The organism is Kineococcus arenarius subsp. arenarius, assembly GCF_050871845.1.
In the GTDB taxonomy this organism is placed as follows: Bacteria; Actinomycetota; Actinomycetes; order Actinomycetales; family Kineococcaceae; genus Kineococcus.
Genome location: NZ_JBJLSE010000028.1, coordinates 1 through 19,069 on the forward strand (window position 1 = coordinate 1; position 19,069 = coordinate 19,069).

The following is a 19,069-nucleotide window of genomic DNA, read 5'->3' on the forward strand; positions in this document are numbered from 1 at the left end:
AAAGATACACCTCCTCGGCAACACCCGGCCCCCCCCGTGGCGTGGCGTGGGGAGGGGCGGGGAGGGGAGGTCAGGGGCGGGGGGCGAGGGCTCGGCGCACGTGCTCGACGATCCCGTCGGCGGCCGCCTCGATCTGCGCCAGGGCCTCGACGAAGTCGCTGCGGTCGCCGTACCAGGGGTCGGCGATGTCGAGGGCGGACTCGTCGGCCACCGCGCCCGGTCCCGCCACCGCCGGGGCGGCCGGGTCGAAGGAGCGGTACATCGCGACCCGTCCCGCCGCGGCCTCGTCGGGGGCCAGCGTGCGCAGCCGGCGCGCGTGCCGCGCCGTCATGGCCAGCAGCAGGTCGCGGGAGGCGATCTCCTCCGCCGTCACCTGGTGGGCGCGGTGCTCGGGGACGTCGTAGCCGGCGTCGGCCAGCACCGCCCGCGCCCGGCGGTCCACGGGGTTGCCCTCCTCCTCGTCGCTGATCCCGGAGGAGTCCACGACCACCTCGCCGTCCAGGCCCGCCTCGGCGAACCGGCGGCGCAGCACGGACTCGGCCATGGGGGAGCGGCAGATGTTGCCGGTGCACACGGTCATCACGCGGTAGGGCACGGGGTTCATCCTGCCGCCCCCGTCCGGTGCCCGCGCGTGGGGCCTTGTGCACGGACTGTGACGCAGTGGATGCTTCAGCGCACCGGTGCTGCACCAGGCGCCGGAAGATCCCCAGGAGGACACGCATGGGTCTGGACCCCTCGCGCGGCGGTCGCATCGCGGTCGCCGCGCTCTCGGCGACGGCGCTGGCCGTCCCGGCCGCCGCGGCGGCGTCGCCCGCCGCCACCCCCCAGCAGGCCCCGGCCTCCGACGTCCGGCTCCTCGGCGGCGATTACCGCGACGGCGCGCCGCTGCCCGTGCTGGCCCCCGACGCCGCCGGGTCGGGCGCCGCCGGAGCGCGCACCACGCTGGCGGCGCCCGCCGACGGCGGCGCCGGCGACGGCCAGGTGCAGGTCGGCGACCAGCGGGACTGGCCCACCCTGGTCGACGGCGGCGTCACCCCCGAGGGCGAGGTCGTCGAGAGCGTCGTGACCGTGCAGGGCTACACGCTGCGCGGGCTCGGGGAGAACATCGAGGTGTGGGTCTCCGACGACCTCTCCTTCCCCGAGGGCGACTGCCGCAACACCACCGGCGGCGGTGAGCTCACCGTCGTCACCGACGAGCAGGTCGCCGGCTTCGTCCAGGAGTTCGACGAGACGATCCTGCCGGCGGAGTCGGAGGTGTTCTCCGTGGCGCCGCCGCGCGACGGCTCGGCCGCGGTGCTCGGCGAGCTGATCGAGCAGCCCGACGGCGGCGCCTACCCGCAGGGGTACTGGTCCGGCGACGGGGAGCGCACCGTCGCGCTCATCGACAACGTCCGCGACCAGAACTACTACGACCCGACGAACGAGAACGGGCGCACCTACATCGCCGGGTTCTTCTACTCGCTGTTCAACGACCTCGTCGACCGCAACGTCATGACGATCGACGGTTTCGACTGGCTGCACCGCACCGGCGAGAACCCGCCGGACGACTCGCAGGACCCCGACTACCTGGCCTGCGCGGACTACCTGCAGCGCCCCGGCCTGGGGGAACCGGCCGGGCGCACCTACGAGGCGACCTTCGCCCACGAGTACCAGCACCTGCTGGAGCACTACGCCGACCCCGACGAGGTGTCGTGGGTGAACGAGGGCCTGTCGATGTGGTCCGAGGACCTGCTCGGGTTCTCCGACCCCACCCCGGCCCCGAACACCGAGGAGGCGGACAACTACATCGCCACGTTCCTCGGGTTCAACGAGCAGCAGGAGTACGGCGGCCCGGAGCAGGCGATCACCCTGTGGGGCGACCAGGGCGACCCGGAGATCCTCGCCGACTACGGCAGCGCCTACGCATTCATGATCTACCTGCACGACCGCTTCGGCGGTGACGAGTTCATGACCGCCCTGCACAACGAACCCGAGGGCGGCCTGGCCGGCCTGGACGCGGTGCTGCGCCGGCTCGGGCACGACGTGCGCTCGCAGGACGTCCTGCACGACTTCCTCGCCTCGATGGCCGTGGACGCCGCCCTCGACGCCGGCGCGAAGGTCAAGCGCGGGGACGCCGGGGCGCTGCAGACGGAGGGGCTGACCGCCCGGGTGAACTGGGACTCGCCGCAGTCCCACGACTCCCCGGGTGCGCCGGTGAACGGCGCCGACTTCGTGCGGCTGCGCGACGGCGCCGGGTACGTGGACGGCGGCCTGGTCACGTTCAAGGGCTCGAACACCTACCCGACCACCCCGGTGGAGTGGGAGCAGGACGGCGGCGAGCTGTACTCCGGCAGCGGCAACGGGTTCGACCGCGGCATCGTGCGCGAGTTCGCGATCCCGGCGCAGGACCCGACCATCGGCGTGGACCTGCAGGTGGACGCCGAGGCGGGCTGGGACTTCGCGGTCGTGCAGGTGTGGGACGAGGCCGCCGGCGGCTGGGTGTCGCTGTCCAGCGAGGCCACGACCACCGAGGCCGACCCCGGCGCCGACCCGCGCATCACCGCGGAACTGCCCGGCCTGACCGGTGAGGTCTCCGGCACGCAGACCTTCGACGCCTCCGCCTACGCCGGGCAGACCGTGGACGTGGCGATCCGCTACCTCACCGACGGCGGCGTGGCCGAGCCCGGCGTGCGGGTCGGCGGCGTCCGGGTCGGCGGGCAGCCGGTGGCCGACGCCACCGACCTGTCCACCTGGAGCTCGCTGAGCGAGGCGCACCCCACCGAGGTGGCCGGCTGGACCGTGCAGGTGGTGGGCACCTCCGGGAAGAGGGTCTCCGTCGTGGAGCTGCCGGTCGTGCGCACCCCGTGGGGCTTCACCACGGTGACCAGCGTCAAGCACGCGCTCGGGTTCACCCCGGAGGTGGCCGCCGTCCTGGTCACCGCCGACGACCCGACCGAGAGCATCACCGCCTACCCCACGTACGAGCTGTGCGTGAACGGCGTGCTGCAGCCGGGCGGCGGCACCGCCTGAGCGTTCCGCGCGCCCGCGACGCCGCTGCGACCGACCGGTCGCAGCGGCGTCGTCGCGCCGGGGCGCCGCTCAGGGCGCCGGGACCGCCCGGGCCCGGCGCGCGCGCCCGGACCCGGCCCGGACCCCGGCCGCGAGCCCGAACACGGCCAGCGCCAGCAGGACGATCGTGCCGCCGGAGGGCGTGCCCACCACGGCGGAGACCGCCACCCCGCCCACGCCGACGGCGGCGCCCAGGGCGCTCGCGAGCAGCAGCAGGGCCCCGAAGCCCCGGCACAGCCGCTGGGCCGTGGCCACGGGCACCACGAGCAGGGCGCTGACCAGCAGCAGCCCCACGGTGCGCATCGAGAGCACGACCGTCACGGCGGTCAGCACGGCCAGCGCGCAGTTCAGCCGGAACACCGGCAGCCGCACCGCGCGGGCGTGCTCCTCGTCGCTGCCGGCGGCGAAGAACCACGGCCGCAGCACGAGCACCGCGGCGACGACGACGACGGTGAGCGCGGCGAAGGCGCGCACGTCCGCGGCGCTGGTCGTGGTGATCGCCCCGAACAGGTAGCTCTCCAGGTTCGCCCCGCCGGCCGGTGCCAGGCTCAGCAGCACCGCCCCGCCGGCGATGCCGCCGTAGAACAGCAGCGCCAGCGCCACGTCGCCGCCGGTGCGGCCGCGGTGGCGGACGACCTCGATGAGCACGGCGGCGCCGACCGCGGCCACCAGCGCCGTCCACACCGGCGCCCGCCCGGTCAGCACGCCCACCCCCACCCCGGCGAGCGCGACGTGACCCAGCCCGTCCCCGACGAGGGAGAGGCCGCGCTGGACGAGGAACGCGCCGACGAGCGGGGCGGCCAGCCCGACCATCGCGGCGGCCAGCAGGGCCCGGCGCAGGAAGTCGTACGACAGCAGTTGGAGCAGCTCAGCCACCGGCGACCACCTCCCGGCGGCGCAACTCGCACGCGCAGCCGCCCTCGACGCGCACCGCGCGGTCCAGCACGCCGGCCAGGGCCTCGGCCTCGTGGGTGACGAGGACGACGGCGGTGCCGGCGTCGAGCGACTCGCGCAGCACGGCGGCGACGGAGCGGGCCGCGGCGGTGTCGACGCCGGCGGTGGGCTCGTCGAGCAGCAGCAGGCGCGGGGCACCGGCCAGGGCCCGGGCCAGCAGCACCCGCCGCTGCTGGCCGCCGGACAGCTCCGCCAGCGGCGTGCGGGCGCGGCCGCGCAGGCCGACGCGGTCGAGGGCGTCGAGGACGGCGGCGCGGTCGCGGCGGCGCCGGGCCGGCAGCAGGCGCCGCAGCGGACCGGTGCCGCCGAGGCGGCCCCCGGCGACGACCTCGGCGACGGTGGCGGGCACGGCGGTGGCCACGGTGTGCCGCTGGGGCACGTAGCCCAGGCCCGCGCCGGCGGGCAGGCGGTCGTGCGGGTGGCCCAGCACGTCGAGGTGCCCGGAGTGCACGCGGGCCAGGCCGAGCGCGGCGCGCACCAGGGTGGTCTTGCCGGCGCCGTTCGGCCCGAGCAGGGCGACGCACTCGCCGGGGGCGACCTCCAGGTCCACGTCGCGCACGACGGGTCCGTCGGCGTAGCCGGCGCAGCAGCCGCGGTAGGCGAGGGCGGGCGGGGGACCGGGAGGGGGGGCCAGCACGGTGTTGATGATAATCACAATCGTTTGCTAGCTTCCGGACCGCCCCGCTCGGGGCGCGACCCCCCACGGAACCGAGGACCGCCGTGCACCACCCGCTCGCCCACCCGCCCACCCGCCCGCTCGCCGCCGGCTCGCTGCTCTCGCTCCTGCTGCTCACCGGCTGCGGGAGCGGGGCCTCCGAGCCCGCCGCCGGCGCCGAGGACACCCCCGAGCCCGCCGCTGCCGCCACCGAGGTCGCCGCCGCCACCCCGCGCCTGGCCCTGACGCACGACGGCGGGGTGCAGGTGCTCGACGCCGCCACCTTCGAGGTCCTCGCCGACCTGCCCGTCGAGGGCTTCAACCGCCTCAACCCCGCCGGCGACGGCCGGCACCTGCTGCTGTCCACCACCGGCGCCTTCCAGGTGCTCGACGCCGGCACCTGGGCCGAGCCGCACGGCGACCACTCGCACTACTACACCGCCGAGCCCGAGCTGACCGACGTGGCGTTCGAGGCGGTCACGCCCGGCCACGTCGTCGTGCACGAGGGCCGCACCGCCCTGTTCGACGACGGCACCGGGGACGTCACCGTCTTCGACTCCGCCGACGTCGCCGATCCCGACCGCACCCAGCGCGAGCTGACCACGCCCGCCGCCCACCACGGCGTCGCGGTCGAGCTGTCCGACGGCAGCCTGGTCGTCTCCGAGGGCACCGAGGAGGAACGCACCGGCACCCGCTGGCTCGACGCCGACGGCACCGAGATCGCCGCGGGCTCCGGCTGCCCCGGCGTGCACGGCGAGGCCGTCGCCGCCGGCGAGGCCGTCGTCATCGGCTGCGAGGACGGCGCCCTCGTCCACGACGACGGCACCATCACGAAGGTCACCGCCCCCGACCCGTACGGGCGCATCGGCAACCAGGCCGGCTCGGAGGCCTCCCCGATCGTCCTGGGCGACTACAAGACCGACCCCGACGCCGAGCTGGAGCGCCCCACCCGCGTCTCCCTCATCGACACCCGCGACGCCTCCCTGCGCCTGGTGGACCTGCCCGCCTCCTACTCCTTCCGCTCCCTGGGGCGCGGCGAGGACGGCGAGGCCCTCGTCCTGGGCACCGACGGCGCCCTGCACGTCGTCGACCCCGAGTCGGGGGCGCTCGTGCGCTCGATCCCCGTCGTCGCGCCGTGGGAGGAACCGCTGCAGTGGCAGGAGCCGCGCCCGACCCTGCACGTCCTGGACGGCACCGCCTACGTCACCGAGCCGGCCACGAAGGAGCTGCACGCCGTCGACGTCGCCACCGGCGAGGTCTTCGGGACCGCGCAGCTGGACGTCGTGCCCAACGAGCTGAACGGCGTGACCGGCGACGCCGGCCACGAGCACGCCCACGAGGACGAGCACGAGCACGAGGGGGCCGGGACCGCGTGAACCCCGCGCACCGCTGGGCCGCCGCCGCCCTCGCGCTCACGGCCCTGACCCCCGCCGCCTGCTCCACCGGGGCGGCGGGGGGCGGCGACGACGGCCGCCTCGACGTCCTGGCCTCCTCGCCCCCGCTGCAGCACGTCGCCGAGGTCGTCGGCGGCGAGCACGTCGACGTGTCGGGCCTGGTGCCGCCCGGCGGTGACAGCCACGACGTGGAGTTGACCGCCGCGCAGGTCGGCGCGCTCGGCGAGGCCGACCTCCTCGTGCACCAGTCCGGCCTGCAGCCGTCCACCGACGACGCCCTGGAGGTCTCCGCCCCCGGGCGCGTGGTCGACACCGCCGGGCTCGCCGACCTGGACGCCGACCCGCACTTCTGGCTCGACCCGCTGCGCCTGGCCGAGGCGGGCGAGCTCGTCGCCGACGCCCTCGCCGAGCTCGACCCGGCCGCCGCCGCCGACTACGCCGCGGGCGCGCAGGCGCTCGCGGAACAGGCCGCCGCCCTGGACGCCGAGCACGCGCAGGCCCTGGCGCCCTGCCGCGGCGCCACCCTCGTGACCTCCCACGAGGCGTTCGGGTACCTGGCCGAGCGCTACGGGCTGCGGCAGGTCGGCATCGCCGGCATCGACCCGCACGTGGAGCCCTCCCCGGCCCGCGTGCGCCGGGTCGTCGACGTCGTCCGCGACGCGGGGGTGCGCACTATCTTCTTCGAGTCCTCCACCAGCCCGGAGGTCACCGAGACCCTGGCGCGCGAGCTCGGCGTGGGCACCGGGGTGCTGAACCCCTTCGAGCGCGCGGAGGAGGGCGAGGACTACCCCGCGGTGGTGCGCCGCAACCTGGAGGCGCTCACCTCCGGGCTCGTCTGCGACGGCGCCGCTCAGGACGGCGGCGAGGACGGCGGCGAGGACGGCGACGCGGGCAGGACCGCGAACTCGTAGAACACGCTGCGCGAGGCGCCCGCGGAGTCGTCCGCGACGACGCGGGCGCCCAGCGCCTCCCAGAACGCCACCGCGCCGGGGGAGTGGCGGTAGGTGTGCAGGGCCAGGCGCGCGTAGCGGCCGTCCGCCGCGGCGCGCTCGCGCACCGCCGCCACCAGGCCGCGGGCGATGCCCCGCCGGCGGGCGCCGGACGCCACGTACACCCGCACGAGCTGGCCGGTGCGGCCGTCGGCGTAGCGCTCGAGCAGGTGCTGCGGGCTCGCGCCCGGACGCAGCCGCCCGTCGCGCAGCCCCGCGGTGCCGAGCACCTCGCCGCTCACCCCGTCCACCGCCAGGAGCAGGAACGCCTCCGCGGTGCCCGGGTACCGGCCCAGCGGGTCGTCGACGTCGGCGTGCACCACCGGGTCGTGCGCGTCGCCGAAGTCGCGCGCGATGCAGGTGCGCATCACCTCCTGCGCGCCGGCGAGCGTCGCGGGCGAGAGGAGCTGCGCGGACCAGGGGCGGGGTGCGGAGGTCACGAACGAGGACCCTGCCACCGCCGCGGCGGCGCCGGCACCGCGCGTTCACCCGCCGGGGCTACGGTCCCGCGCGTGAGCACCTCCCCGGCCCTCGCCCGACGACTCGGCACCGGCGACGCCGTCGCGATCGGCCTGGGCTCCATGGTGGGCGCGGGCGTGTTCTCCGCCGTCGGCCCGGCGGCCGCCGCGGCCGGCACCGCGCTGCTGCTCGGCCTGGGCGTCGCCGCGGTGGTCGCGTTCTGCAACGCCGCCGCCTCCGCGCAGCTGGCCGCCACGTACCCGTCCGCCGGGGGCACCTACGTCTACGGCCGCGAGCGGCTGGGCCCGTGGTGGGGCTTCCTCGCTGGGTGGGGCTTCGTCATCGGCAAGACCGCCAGCTGCGCCGCGATGGCCCTGGTCGTGGCCGCGCACCTGGTGCCCGCGCCGTGGCAGCGGCCCGTCGCCGCGGCGGTCGTCGTCGTGCTCGCCGCGGTCAACCTGCGCGGCATCACCCGCACCGCGGCCGCCACCCGCGTCCTGCTCGGCGTGGCGCTCGCGGCGCTGGCGCTCGTGCTGGCCGCGGCCGCCGCCGGCGGGCGGGCGGACGCCGCGCGGCTGGCGTGGGAGGCGCCCGGCGGCGGGTACGGGGTGCTGCAGTCCGCCGGGCTGCTGTTCTTCGCGTTCGCCGGGTACGCGCGCATCGCCACCCTCGCCGAGGAGGTGCGCGACCCGGCCCGCACGATCCCGCGCGCGGTGGTCCTCGCCCTGGGCGCGGCCGTCGCCCTGTACGCGGCGGTGGCCGTGGCGGTGCTGGCCGTGCTCGGCGCCGAGGGCGCCGCCGGCACCGCGGCGCCCGTGCTCGCGGCCGTCGAGGCCAGCGGCTGGGGGTGGGCCGCGCCGCTGGTGCGCGTCGGCGCCGCCGCCGCGGCCACCGGTGCCCTGCTGGCGCTGGTCGCGGGGGTGGGGCGCACCAGCCTGGCGATGGCCCGCGAGGGGGACCTGCCCCGCCCGCTGGCCGCCGTGCACCCGCGGTTCCGCGTGCCGCACCGCGCGGAGGCGGCTGTGGCGCTGGTCGTGGTGGTGCTCGTGCTCACCGTGGACCTGCGCGGCGCCATCGGCTTCTCGTCGTTCGGGGTGCTGCTCTACTACCTGGTCACGAACCTCGCCGCGGTCGGCCAGCCGCCCGGGCAGCGTCGCTTCCCGAGGGGCCTGCAGGTGTTGGGGGCCGCCGGGTGCGTGGTGCTGGTGGCCACGCTGCCGGTGGCGTCGGTGCTCACCGGCACCGCGGTGCTCGCGGCCGGGGCCGCCGTCCGGGTGCTCAGCCGGGCCGCCGCCCGGCGGGGCGCCCGCTGAGGGGCCCGCTCCTACGGCCGGACCGCCCGCGGCGGGTCGCACGAGGCGGCCAGCTCCCGCACCCGCGGGTCCAGCTCCTCCAGCCGCTCGAGCACCGGCACCAGGTCGCGGGCGCGGGCCTGCGCGATCGACTCCGCGGTGCGCCGGGCGAGGTCCACGGCCTCCACCGACACCCCGGCCAGCTCCCAGCAGGCCTCGGGGACCTCGAGCGCACCCGTCGGCGGTGCGGCGTCCCGCACCGCCCCGGGCTCCTGCGCGGTGGGGGTCCCGAGGGGCAGGACCCCCAGCTCGCACAGCCCGGCGGTGGCCGCGGCGCCCAGGACGGCGCCCAGGACCAGCGCGGCGACCGGGACCCGCCGGTGCGGGACGGCGCGCTCCCGGGAGGGCGCGGTCGGGGGCGTTCGCGGCATCACGGGCTCCCGGGAGGTGCGGCGGTGCGGGACAGGGCGTGGCCGGGCCAGCCGCTGACCGGCCCGACGAGGACGAGCAGGGTGGGCACCAGCAGCGAACGCACCACGATCGCGTCCAGCACGATGCCCAGGGCCATGACGACGGCCAGCTCCAGGAACGAGCGCAGCGGCACCAGCGCCAGCAGCCCGAAGCTGAGCGCCAGCGTCACCGCGGCGGCGGTGATGGCCCGGGAGGACTGCGGCACCGCCCGCACGACCGCCTGCTGCAGCGGGGCGGTGCGCGCCTGCGCCCAGATGGTGCCCACCCCGAAGACGTTGTAGTCCGAGCCGAGCGCCACCAGCAGCACCGCGGCCGCGAAGGGCACGTAGAAGGTGAGCCCGTCGTGGCCCAGCAGGTCCTGGAAGAGCCACGTGGCCAGGCCCAGCGACGCCGTCAGGGCCAGCACGCTGGTGGCCAGCAGGTACAGCGGAGCCACCAGGGCGCGCAGGAACAGCACCAGCACGAGGAGGTTGACCCCGAGCGCGGCCAGCGCGATGCGCTCCACGTCGTCCTCCGTCAGCGCCACCAGCGCCGAGGCCAGGGCGGTGTCCCCACCCACCCCCCACTGCGCCCCGCCCAGCCCGGCGCCGGCCAGGGCTGCGGGCAGTCGCTCGCGCAGCGCGCGCAGGTCGGCGATGGCGGTGCCGCCCGTCGGGTCCTCGGCCAGCACCACCAGGAACCGGGCCGCATCGCCGGCCGGGGCCAGCAGCGCCCGCCGCGCCAGCTCCTCGGGCAGGTCACCGGGGCCGAGCACCCCGGCCACACCCGGCTGCCGCTCCAGGGCGGCGCCCAGCGCGGCCAGCTGCTGCCGCTGCCCGGCCACGCCCTCGCCCTGCACCAGCAGCACCGTGGGGGAGACGGCGCCGGGCGCGAAGCCCTCCGCAGCGGCCTCCGCGGCCACGCGCACCGGTGCGTCGGCCGGCAGGGAGGGCACGAACCCCACCCCCAGGCGCAGCTGCTGCAGCGGCAGGGACGCCGCGACCAGCAGCGCCGTGCAGCCCAGGACGACGGCGAGGGCGACCGGGCGGCGGGTGAGCAGCCGCACCCCGCGCTCGCGGCGGGCGACGGCGCGGCGGTCCCCGCCGCCCGCGGCGGCGGGCTCCGGGGTCCGCACCGGCCGGGGTGAGGGCCAGAACAGGGCCTGGCCCAGCACGGCCATCACCGCCGGCACGAACGTGACCGAGACGACCACCCCGACGAGCACGGACATCGCCATGGCCGGCCCGACGGCCGCGAAGAAGGGCGACTCCGCCACCACCAGGGCGGCGGTGCCCGCGGCCACCGTCACGCCGGCCACGCCGACGATCGGCCCGTACTGCTCCGCGGCCGTGCGCGCGGCCGTCAGGCGGTCCGCGCCCTCGCCCAGCGCCCGGCGCATCCCCGTCAGGTAGAAGATCACGTAGTCGGTGACGACCCCCAGCAGCAGGGCCAGGACGAGCGGGCGCAGCTCCTCGGGCACGCTCGTGCCCAGGGCGCCGGCGAGCAGCTCGGCGAGCCGGAGGGCGACGAAGAACGCGGTGCCCGCCGTGACGATCGCCAGGACGGGGGCCACGACGGAGCGGAAGTGCAGGCCGACGACCACGGCGATGGCGCCGAGGGTCGTCACCTCCACCAGGGACAGGTCCTCGCGCAGGGTGCGCGCCTGCTGCACGCGCGCCGGCACCGACCCGCTCACCCCGACGAGGGAGTCCTCGGCGTCCAGGTGCTCCGCGGCCCAGCGCCGCGCCGCGCGCGTCTGGTCCCCCAGGCCCTCGTCGGGGTCCATGAGCAGGAAGGTCAGGGCCGTGGTGCCGGCCCGGGTGGAACCCGGGAACGCCGCCAGGGTGTTCGTCACCGGCAGCGCGCCGACGATCGGGCCGGCGTCGCCGTACTCGCCCCGCGTCAGCGCCGTCGCCCGTCGACGGCGCCCACACGGCCAGCGCCGTCAGTGCCGCCCACAGCAGGACGGCGTACCGGCCGCGCACCACCGCGCGGGAGGAGGCCCGCAGCAGGCGGCCCGGACGCGCCCGGGGGCCCTGGCCGCTGAGGTCCAGCCGCTCGCCGGGCACGCGGGCTCACCGCCCCGCGGCGCTGCGGCGGCGACTCCCGGAGGTGCCCACGACTGCGGTGCCGGGGACGGCCCCGGCCCACGCACCCCGAACGGCCCGGCACCGGCCCGCGCGGGGTGCGCGGGCCGGTGCCGGGCCCGGTGGTCAGGCGGCGGGCTGCTCGCCGTCGCGCTCGTCGAGGAAGCGGTCGCGAGCCACGACGCCCAGGTCCGGGGCGTCGGTGAAGAGGCCGTCGATCCCGGCCTCGAAGTACACCTGCGCCAGGTCCAGGACGCGGCCGAACTCCGCCGGGTCCTCGCTGCTGCGGTAGTCCACCGGCAGGAACTGGTTCTCCGGGCGCAGGGTGTAGGGGACGACCTGCAGGCCGGCGGCGTGCGCGTCGCCGACCAGGCGGGTCGCCTCGCCCAGCGTGCCGTCCTCCTCCAGCGCGACGACCTGGTCCAGGGACGGGCCGACGGCGTCCACGTAGCGGGCGATGTCGCGCAGCGCGGAGGGCACCAGCAGGTCCGCGTACTGGCGGGGGTCACCCGCCGCGACCAGGTCCGCCGGTGCGCCGGAACCGGAGGTCAGGAACACCGAGTCCGCCCGCAGGCCCAGCTCGGTGCGCAGCTCGATCAGGTTCGTCAGCTCGAACGACTGCACGGTCGCGCCCGAGCGGGGGTGGTTCAGGTCGTGCTCGGCCAGCGCCTGGACGACCTTCGCCTCCATCGGCAGCCCGATGGACTGGAAGTACGTGGAGTGCTTGATCTCGGGGATGATCCCGATCTCGCGGTCCAGCTCCTCGGACAGGCGCTCGCGCTCGTCGAGGACCTCCTCGAACGTGGGGACCTCGTAGGCGCCGTCGAAGATGGTGCTCTCCTGGCGCAGCTCCGGCAGGCGCTCCTCGGCGCGCAGCGTCTTCAGCTCCGCCAGCGTGAAGTCCTCGGTGAACCAGCCGGTCAGCTCGACGCCGTCGATGGTCTTCGTCGCCTGCCGGTCGGCGAACTCGGGGCGCTCCTCGACGTCGGTGGTGCCGGAGATCTCGTTCTCGTGGCGCACCACGAGGACGCCGTCCTTCGTGGAGACCAGGTCCGGCTCGATGACGTCGGCGCCCAGGTCCGCGGCCAGCTCGTAGGCGGCCAGCGTGTGCTCGGGCCGGTACGCCGAGGCGCCCCGGTGGCCCACGACCAGCGGGACGGCCTCCTCGTGGCCGTGGCCCTCGCCGGGGTGGGTGCCCGACGAGGCGGTGGCGGCGGTCAGGGGGGTCAGGAACGTGGCGGCGGCCAGGGTGGCGGCGGCGACGGTGCGCGATCTCACCCGGCGGAGTCTGGCGACGACCGCGCGCGCGCTCAACGAACCCACAGCGAACACCGGGTGACGACGGGCCGACGCCGGGTCCCGGTGGCCGCTCCGCCCGGTGCCTCACCCCGTGACGGTGACCGCCTTGGAGTCCACGGCCACGACCGACCCGTCGCGCGCGGACACCGAGAACGCGCGGACGACGTGCTCACCCGGTTCCAGGTCCACCTGAGCCGACCAGGTCCCGCGGCCCGGCGCCCCCTCGGTGGCGGTCGCGAACCCCTCGGCCACGACCGCGCCCGAGGCGTCGGTCACGTCCCAGCCGACCGTCGCCTCGAACACCGTCGCCTCACCGCTCAACGTCACCGGGGACGTCACCTCGGCGCCCTGCACCGGCTCCAGCACCCACACCGGCCCCAGCACCTCGGACGCCTGCGCCCGCGCCAGCGCCTCCCCGGCGTGGGCGCCCAGGCCCCACAGGTCCGGCACGCGCGAGCCGTCGATGAGCAGCTGCACCCCGGCCACCGAGGGGTCGGCCGCGGTGACCGTGTGCACGACCTGCTGCACCGCTGCCTGCGCGAGGTCCTCGTCCGCACCCGGCGGGGCGGTGGCGGCCTCCGCGGACAGGTCCACGGTGACGAGGTCCTGCACCCGCTCCACGCCCAGCACCTGCGTGCCCTCCGGCCACGGCACGGAGTAGTCGGGGTCGCGCGGTGGCTGCAGCGCCTCGCGCAGCGCGGTGGTGACCGGGTCGCCCGCCGAGGGCACGTCGTGGAACTCGCGGTAGAGCGCCACCTCCAGGCCGCCCTCCATGCCGGTGCGGCCGGCGTAGTAGGCGGGGACGGTGATCGTCTCCGCGGGGGAGGAGGCCGTGCCGCTGCTCGTCGCCGAGGGCTCGCCCGTGCCCCTGGGTGTGGTGGCGGCGGGGTCGGTGGTGGCGGGAGGGGCTCCGCACGCGCCGAGCAGCAGCGCACCGCACAGCGCCAGGACCGCGCTCGTGGACCGCGTCACCCCCGCGCACCTCGTCGTCGCCGGGTGGTCCTCGCTCGCCCGTTCCACGAGCACCGACGCTACCCCCGGCGCGAGCCCGTGTCCCGGTGCCGCACGGCTCGGCCCACCCCGGCACGTCACCGCCGGTGGTTGCGAGAACCCCGCCCCCGCAGCGGCGCGCAGGTGTAGAACGTCTGCCACGGACCGCGGCGGGGGCGTCGGCGGCCGGCCGCGCTCGGGAGGAGCGCGGGGGGGCGAGGCGGGCGACGGCGCCCGCGCAGGGGGAGGACGACGTGCGCACGAGCACACGCAGCACCACGGGGGAGAGGGCGCGGGCAGGCACCCGCAGGGGCGGCGCGGCCGTGACGACCGTGCTGGGGGCGGCGGTCGCGGCGACGGTGCTGGGAGCGCCGCCGGCGAGCGCGGCGGTGCGGGACCTGGACGTGCGGGCCAGTTGCGTGCAGGGGCTGCCGGGGCACCTGGTGACCTTCACCTCGGACGGGACGGTGACCGACGTGCGGCTGCCCAGCGGGGAGCTGTCCGCCGTCGAGCCGGGCAGGGGCCCCCGGGCGGTGAACTTCCGCCTCACCGACGGCCAGGGCGGGGTGTTCCAGCTGCTGGACGCGACCGGGGGTGTCGTGGCGGCCAGCGCACCGGTGGGCAGCTACGGCTGCGACGGCTGGCCCAGCGTCGAGCGCTACCTCGCCGAGGGGGACGACCTGCCGGGGGCGCCGCAGGCGCTGACCCGCCTGTCGACGGCCCCGTCGGCGACCACCGCCCGGGGGGTGCTGGTGCACCGCGCCGCCGACGGCGCCTTCTACCTCGACCCGCGCTCCGGCGGGCACGTCGTGCGCGGTGCGATCCACGACCTCCACCTCGCCGCCGGCGGCACGAGCGGCTGGCTGGGGCACCCGCTGACCAGCGAGTTCGGCGTCAGCACCCTCGACGGGCTCTACACGCGCTTCGAGGGCGGGACGGTCTACTGGTCGGCGTTCGCCGGTGCGCACGCGGTGCGCGGGGCGATCGCCGCCGGCTACGCCGCCCGCGACTACGAGCGCGGCACCGGCCTGCCGCTGACCGACGAGTTCGGCCCGCTGCTGCGCGGCGGCTTCGGCCAGCACTTCACCGGCGGGTCGCTGTTCTGGAGCCCGGACAGCGGGGTGTGGCGGGTGCGGGGAGCGATCCGCGACGAGTACGCCCGCCTCGGCTGGGACCGCTCGGTGCTGGGCTACCCGGTCAGCGACGAGGACGACGCCGGGCGCGGGGGGTTCGCGCAGGTCCAGCACTTCCAGGGCGGGTCGATCTACTCCAGCGCCCGCAGCGGCGCGCACGCGGTGCGCGGTGCGATCCGCGACGCCTACGACCGCGCCGGGCGCGAGAGCGGCTACCTCGTCATGCCGGTGGCCGGTGAGGTGGCCCTGCCCGACGGCGGTGCCTTCCAGCGCTTCGAGTACGGCTCGATCTACCGCGGGCCGCGCACCGGTGCGCACTACGTCCTCGAGGCCCGGGGGGTCCTGGACCGCTGGGGGGAGCTGGGCTGGGAGCGGGGCATCGGCTACCCCACCTCGGACCCGTTCATCCAGCTGAGGGACGGCTGGTCGGCGCAGCACTTCGAGCGCGGGTCGCTGTACACCCGCAGCTACGTGGACGACCCGAGGCCGGTGCTGCTCGTCAAGGGCGCCATCCGCGACCACTGGGCCTCCGCCGGCTGGGAGAACAGCCGCTTCGGCTACCCCACGGGCGAGGAGGTCCCGGTGCCCGGCGGGGTCCGGCAGGACTTCGAGCACGGCTCGCTGACCTACACGTGGGCCACCGGGCAGGTGACGGCGAGCTGAGGGACCCGGCTCACACCGGCGAGCGCTGCGCGGCGGGCGTCCCCCGCTCGCCGCGCTCGCCGGTGAGGACGACCAGGACCACCAGCGCACCGAGCGCCACCAGCCCGCCGGCGCCGGTCATGGGCAACCCGTCGTAGTTCACGTACGCCCCGGCCGGTGCGGTGATCAGCAGCCCGAGCATCCCGCCGACGACGACCACCGCTGCGAGCACCGGCAGCGCCACCGTCGACAGGGCCGCCACCGCGACCAGGACGAGCGCGGTGGTGCCCACCCTGCGCCGGGACGGGGCGCGCAGGCCCGGCCCGGCGACCAGGGGGAACGGGGCCAGCGCCGCCACCAGCGCCGGACCCATCCGCCAGGGATCGCTCCAGGCGTTCGGCAGGACCCCCGCCGGGTCCAGCAGCAGCACGGCCGCCAGTGCGGTCGGGACCACCGCGAGCGCCGGGTGGGGGAGCGCTGCGCGGCGGGGGACGGGGTCGGTGCGGGGCGGCGCTGCTCGCGCTGCGGCGAGCGCGGCGGCAGCGGAGGTGGCCAGCAGCACCAGCACCGCCAGCGCGTTGGCGCCGGCCACCTGCTGGGGCAGGAAGGGGGCGTAGCGCTCGCCGTCCAGGTCCTGCGCGAGGGCGGTCCAGGCGGTGCCGGCGGCCAGCGCGCCGCTGCCGGTGAGCCACCACCAGCGCGCACCCGTCGACGGTGCGGCGCCGGAGCGCAGCCCGGTCCCCGCCGCGGCTCCGGCCGCGGTCCCGGCGGCGACGGCGGCGAGCAGCAGCACCGCGGCCAGGGCCGGGGGGCCGGCGTCGACGACCGGGCCGAGCAGCGCGTTGGCCAGCACGATCGCCACCCCCGCCCCCACCCAGGCGGCGAACGGCGGCCTCGTGCGGCGCCCACCCGGACCGGCACCGGGACGCCGGGGGAGCACGGGCGGGTGCGTCAGGAGCAGCGGCAGGGCGCACCACAGCGCGGCCATCGCGGCCAGGCGCACGTCGTGCGCGAGCAGCACCAGCTCGTCCTCGCCGGGCATCGCCGCGGTGTGCCCGGGCCCCAGGGCGCGCGCTTCGGCGGCCTGCACGGCCGACGTGGCCGTGGCCGCCAGCGCCCAGGCCCAGGCACCGCCCACCAGGGCCGCCGCACCGATCGCTGCGCTCGCCGTCGTGCTCGTGCTCGCTGTGCTCAGCCGGCGCATGGCGCCACGCTACGGGCGCCCGGCGTGCCGCAGGGCGGTTCTGCGTGGGCGTTCGCCTGCTGTTCGCGTCCGGGACCCGGGGGATCGCCGGCACGCCTTCGGGGCCGACCGCCCCGCGGTGCTGCTGGTGCCCCCGGCAGGATTCGAACCTGCGACACACGGTTTAGGAATCGGCTACCGGGAGGCCTGCCACCTGGGGCGATGCCGGGCAAGGCTTGCGAGACAATCGAAGTCACTGACAGTGCATGACGCTGGTTGACGCTCTTTGTCGCGCTCTTGTGCCTCTGGTGTGCCCTCGCGTGCCCCGACACGAAGGCCCGGCCCTCGCTTCCACGAGGGCCGGGCCTTCGGTGTGGGTGGACGTCAGTGCCGACCTGGCTCCTCGCGAGGAGGTCAAGGAGGACGTTGGAGACGAGGTAGCCGACGGGGCGGCCGTCGACCGGGGAGACGTCGAAGGGGACCACCGTCACCCCGGCCATCGACAGGCCCACGGCGAGGTCCTCCGGCAAGAGGTCCTCACCGGTCAGGCGGAGGGCCCGGCCACGGTCGACCTCATCGAGGTCGGCCCGCCAGTCGCGGACGGCATCGGCTTGGGATATGGGTCCAGAGTGGCGGAGTGGCCGGCTCGACGTCGGGCGGCGTCCACAAGGTCCACAGGAGCCCCGCAGAGGGCACAGGAGCGGGCGAGGGACTCCGTCCTGCCCCAGAGAGGCTCGGGGCCCTCTCCGCCGCGGCCTGGACGTCCCAGGGGGCGAAGAGGTGCTCATGGCGGGGGTCGTCCGGGTCTGGTGCGTCGACCACGACCCCACGGTGGCGGTCGACTCCGACACCAGACGGGCCGGCGGGGTCGGAGGGCTGCCGCCTGCCCCGACCCCGTGCCGGTTCCATCGTGCTCCCGGGGCCCGACACAGTGCGGGACGTGGACGGCCACCGGCCGCGGCGTGTCGGACACCCCTTCATGACAGCCACGACCGTCGCTACGGTCGTGGTCGTGAGTCAAGACACCGACGTATTCGGCCTGATCGCCGCCATGGAGCAGGACGTTAGGTCGCTGGTGGAACTCGTCCTGTCGAAGGAGTTGGGTCCTACATGGCTGGAACAGTCCGGACTGACCGCCGAACGCATCGCTCAAATTGAGGAACGCAAAATCGAAGAAGCGAAGCGGCGGATTGGTGTCGTCGTCGATCAGTCACCACTCCGCTATTCGCAATTCTTTGAACTCAAGATAATCATTACAAAGCAGTGGGCATTCTTCAAGCCAATCTTCGGAGACAAGAAGAAGTTTGAAGTCTACCTCGATAAGCTGGAAAGTTTCCGTAATGCTCCCGCCCATGGTCGCGAACTACTTCCATTTGAACGCCTCCTCGTCCAAGGGATCACTGGTGAAATTCGAAACATCGTCACTCTGTACAGGAGCAGCATGGACCCGAGTGGAAACTATTATCCCGCCATCGAGTCGGTTCGCGACTCGCTCGGAAATGAGTTCATTCCTCAACCCCACCACATGGGCGTGCACACGGGAGCACGGTTGGAGGTAGGCCAAGTCATCGAGTTCCATTGCAAGGCATGGGATCCGCAAGGGCGAGAGCTTCACTGGACTGTGGAGCGCGCCCTCAAGGGCAGGGCCCTCCTTGCCTCGGCCGTCGGATCTGAGGTGCGGATGCTCGCCACGGTGGACGAGACACACGTAGGGGAGGGGTTCCAGTTGGACATCATGCTGACGAGTTCGGGAAGATTTCACAGGCATCAGAGGTGGGATGACTCGGCTAGTTTCCACTATGCCGTGAATCCGCCCGTTGACTGAGGGGTTGCTGGCGTGAAACTCGACTTGGGGATCATCCTTGGGTGCTCATTCTCCACTCTCTGAATGTTCGCCCCTCCGAGTGGGAGGCTCTAGCCCTAGGGCCTTCCGGTAGCCGGCGAGGGCCGTCACGGAGGCGTCCTCGCTCGCCCCTGCCCCGGTGCGCGCGACCTCGACCCGGACCCGGCGGCGGTCGCTCTCCGTGAAGAGGAGCGAGCCCAGGGCCCGGGTGATCGTCTCCAGCATCGTCGAGGAGAGCCGGCCACCGGCCTCCAGGCCCGCGAGGTAGGCGTCGGCCTGGAAGAGGATGAGGCGGAGGGTCGCCCAGTCCGAGGGCTCGAAGTAGACGGCCTGGGCAGAGTCAACCGCGGCCCGGTACAGGTCGGCAACGAGGAAGTGGCGCGGCTCCCATCCCAGGGGCGGGGCCTCCACGGGCCCCGACGCCTCCACCCGGCTCCACTCCTGGAGCTCCCCCTTCGTGCGATGGCCGGACCGCTGCTCCGGCCGCTTCGGGACGCGACCACCACGGCCGGGGACGCTAGGCATGGGGGACCTCCAGGTCGGGAATGTGGGACGGGGCCGCCGCGAGGCCCATGAGGTGACACAGCGGGAAACCAGGCGGCTGCTATGCGAATCGCCCTCCGTGCTGGTGGGAGGGGGGAGGGGGCCCAC

Annotated in this window: 16 protein-coding genes; 6 read left to right on the plus strand and 10 right to left on the minus strand. The window is 75.7% G+C overall.

The window, feature by feature from the left end; genetic code table 11:
- Positions 1-70 precede the first annotated feature (70 nt).
- Positions 71-604, minus strand: coding sequence for a low molecular weight protein-tyrosine-phosphatase (locus ACRYM0_RS09115; RefSeq protein WP_432504264.1), 534 nt, complete (start codon positions 602-604; stop codon positions 71-73).
- 116 nt (positions 605-720) lie between these two features.
- On the opposite strand from ACRYM0_RS09115, the gene ACRYM0_RS09120 reads away from it, so the two are divergent.
- Positions 721-3,009, plus strand: coding sequence for a peptidase M6 (locus ACRYM0_RS09120; RefSeq protein ID WP_432504266.1), 2,289 nt, complete (start codon positions 721-723; stop codon positions 3,007-3,009).
- Between the two features lie 69 nt (positions 3,010-3,078).
- Here ACRYM0_RS09120 and ACRYM0_RS09125 read toward each other — a convergent pair whose 3' ends face one another.
- Together ACRYM0_RS09125 and ACRYM0_RS09130 are read right to left on the minus strand one after the other, a co-directional pair.
- On the minus strand, positions 3,079-3,924 hold the full coding sequence (locus tag ACRYM0_RS09125; RefSeq protein ID WP_432504269.1) for a metal ABC transporter permease: 846 nt from the start codon (positions 3,922-3,924) through the stop codon (positions 3,079-3,081).
- The gene (locus tag ACRYM0_RS09130; RefSeq protein ID WP_432504271.1) at positions 3,917-4,639 is read right to left on the minus strand and encodes a metal ABC transporter ATP-binding protein; all 723 of its coding nucleotides are present in this window, start codon (positions 4,637-4,639) and stop codon (positions 3,917-3,919) included. Before ACRYM0_RS09130 ends, ACRYM0_RS09125 begins: the two co-directional genes overlap by 8 nt.
- 83 nt (positions 4,640-4,722) lie before the next feature.
- On the opposite strand from ACRYM0_RS09130, the gene aztD reads away from it, so the two are divergent.
- Positions 4,723-6,033 (plus strand): zinc metallochaperone AztD, encoded by a 1,311-nt coding sequence (gene aztD / locus ACRYM0_RS09135; protein ID WP_432504273.1) that lies wholly within the window; start codon positions 4,723-4,725, stop codon positions 6,031-6,033.
- Entirely contained in the window at positions 6,030-6,962 is a 933-nt protein-coding gene (locus ACRYM0_RS09140; RefSeq protein ID WP_432504275.1) for a metal ABC transporter substrate-binding protein, read from the plus strand. Before aztD ends, ACRYM0_RS09140 begins: the two co-directional genes overlap by 4 nt.
- Here ACRYM0_RS09140 and ACRYM0_RS09145 read toward each other — a convergent pair.
- Entirely contained in the window at positions 6,902-7,480 is a 579-nt protein-coding gene (locus tag ACRYM0_RS09145; protein ID WP_432504277.1) for a GNAT family N-acetyltransferase, read from the minus strand. The genes ACRYM0_RS09140 and ACRYM0_RS09145 overlap by 61 nt on opposite strands.
- Positions 7,481-7,552: 72 nt before the next feature.
- Here ACRYM0_RS09145 and ACRYM0_RS09150 point away from each other — a divergent pair, with 72 nt between their 5' ends.
- The gene (locus tag ACRYM0_RS09150; protein WP_432504279.1) at positions 7,553-8,812 is read left to right on the plus strand and encodes an APC family permease; all 1,260 of its coding nucleotides are present in this window, start codon (positions 7,553-7,555) and stop codon (positions 8,810-8,812) included.
- Positions 8,813-8,823: 11 nt separating this feature from the next.
- On the opposite strand, the gene ACRYM0_RS09155 is transcribed toward ACRYM0_RS09150, so the two are convergent.
- From ACRYM0_RS09155 to ACRYM0_RS09170, 4 genes are all read right to left on the minus strand, one after another.
- Complete coding sequence (locus ACRYM0_RS09155; RefSeq protein WP_432504281.1) at positions 8,824-9,222, minus strand: hypothetical protein; 399 nt, start codon at positions 9,220-9,222, stop codon at positions 8,824-8,826.
- Positions 9,222-11,096 carry an MMPL family transporter gene (locus ACRYM0_RS09160; protein WP_432504283.1) on the minus strand — a complete coding sequence of 625 codons (1,875 nt, stop codon included), beginning with the start codon at positions 11,094-11,096 and terminating at the stop codon, positions 9,222-9,224. Before ACRYM0_RS09160 ends, ACRYM0_RS09155 begins: the two co-directional genes overlap by 1 nt.
- A gap of 358 nt (positions 11,097-11,454) precedes the next feature.
- Entirely contained in the window at positions 11,455-12,606 is a 1,152-nt protein-coding gene (locus tag ACRYM0_RS09165; protein ID WP_432504284.1) for a glycerophosphodiester phosphodiesterase, read from the minus strand.
- A gap of 105 nt (positions 12,607-12,711) precedes the next feature.
- A complete protein-coding gene (locus ACRYM0_RS09170; RefSeq protein ID WP_432504287.1) occupies positions 12,712-13,599 on the minus strand; it encodes a Gmad2 immunoglobulin-like domain-containing protein in 888 nt (295 codons plus the stop codon).
- Positions 13,600-13,871: 272 nt separating this feature from the next.
- Between ACRYM0_RS09170 and ACRYM0_RS09175 the strand changes: the two genes are divergently transcribed.
- Positions 13,872-15,413, plus strand: a complete 1,542-nt coding sequence (locus ACRYM0_RS09175; RefSeq protein WP_432504289.1) for an LGFP repeat-containing protein — start codon at positions 13,872-13,874, stop codon at positions 15,411-15,413.
- A gap of 10 nt (positions 15,414-15,423) precedes the next feature.
- On the opposite strand, the gene ACRYM0_RS09180 is transcribed toward ACRYM0_RS09175, so the two are convergent.
- The gene (locus tag ACRYM0_RS09180; RefSeq protein WP_432504292.1) at positions 15,424-16,596 is read right to left on the minus strand and encodes a hypothetical protein; all 1,173 of its coding nucleotides are present in this window, start codon (positions 16,594-16,596) and stop codon (positions 15,424-15,426) included.
- Positions 16,597-17,587: 991 nt separating this feature from the next.
- Between ACRYM0_RS09180 and ACRYM0_RS09185 the strand changes: the two genes are divergently transcribed.
- Complete coding sequence (locus ACRYM0_RS09185) at positions 17,588-18,400, plus strand: hypothetical protein (RefSeq protein ID WP_432504295.1); 813 nt, start codon at positions 17,588-17,590, stop codon at positions 18,398-18,400.
- Positions 18,401-18,445: 45 nt separating this feature from the next.
- Here the strand turns inward: ACRYM0_RS09185 and ACRYM0_RS09190 are convergent, their stop codons facing one another.
- A complete protein-coding gene (locus ACRYM0_RS09190; protein WP_459115314.1) occupies positions 18,446-18,943 on the minus strand; it encodes a phage terminase small subunit in 498 nt (165 codons plus the stop codon).
- Positions 18,944-19,069 lie beyond the last annotated feature (126 nt).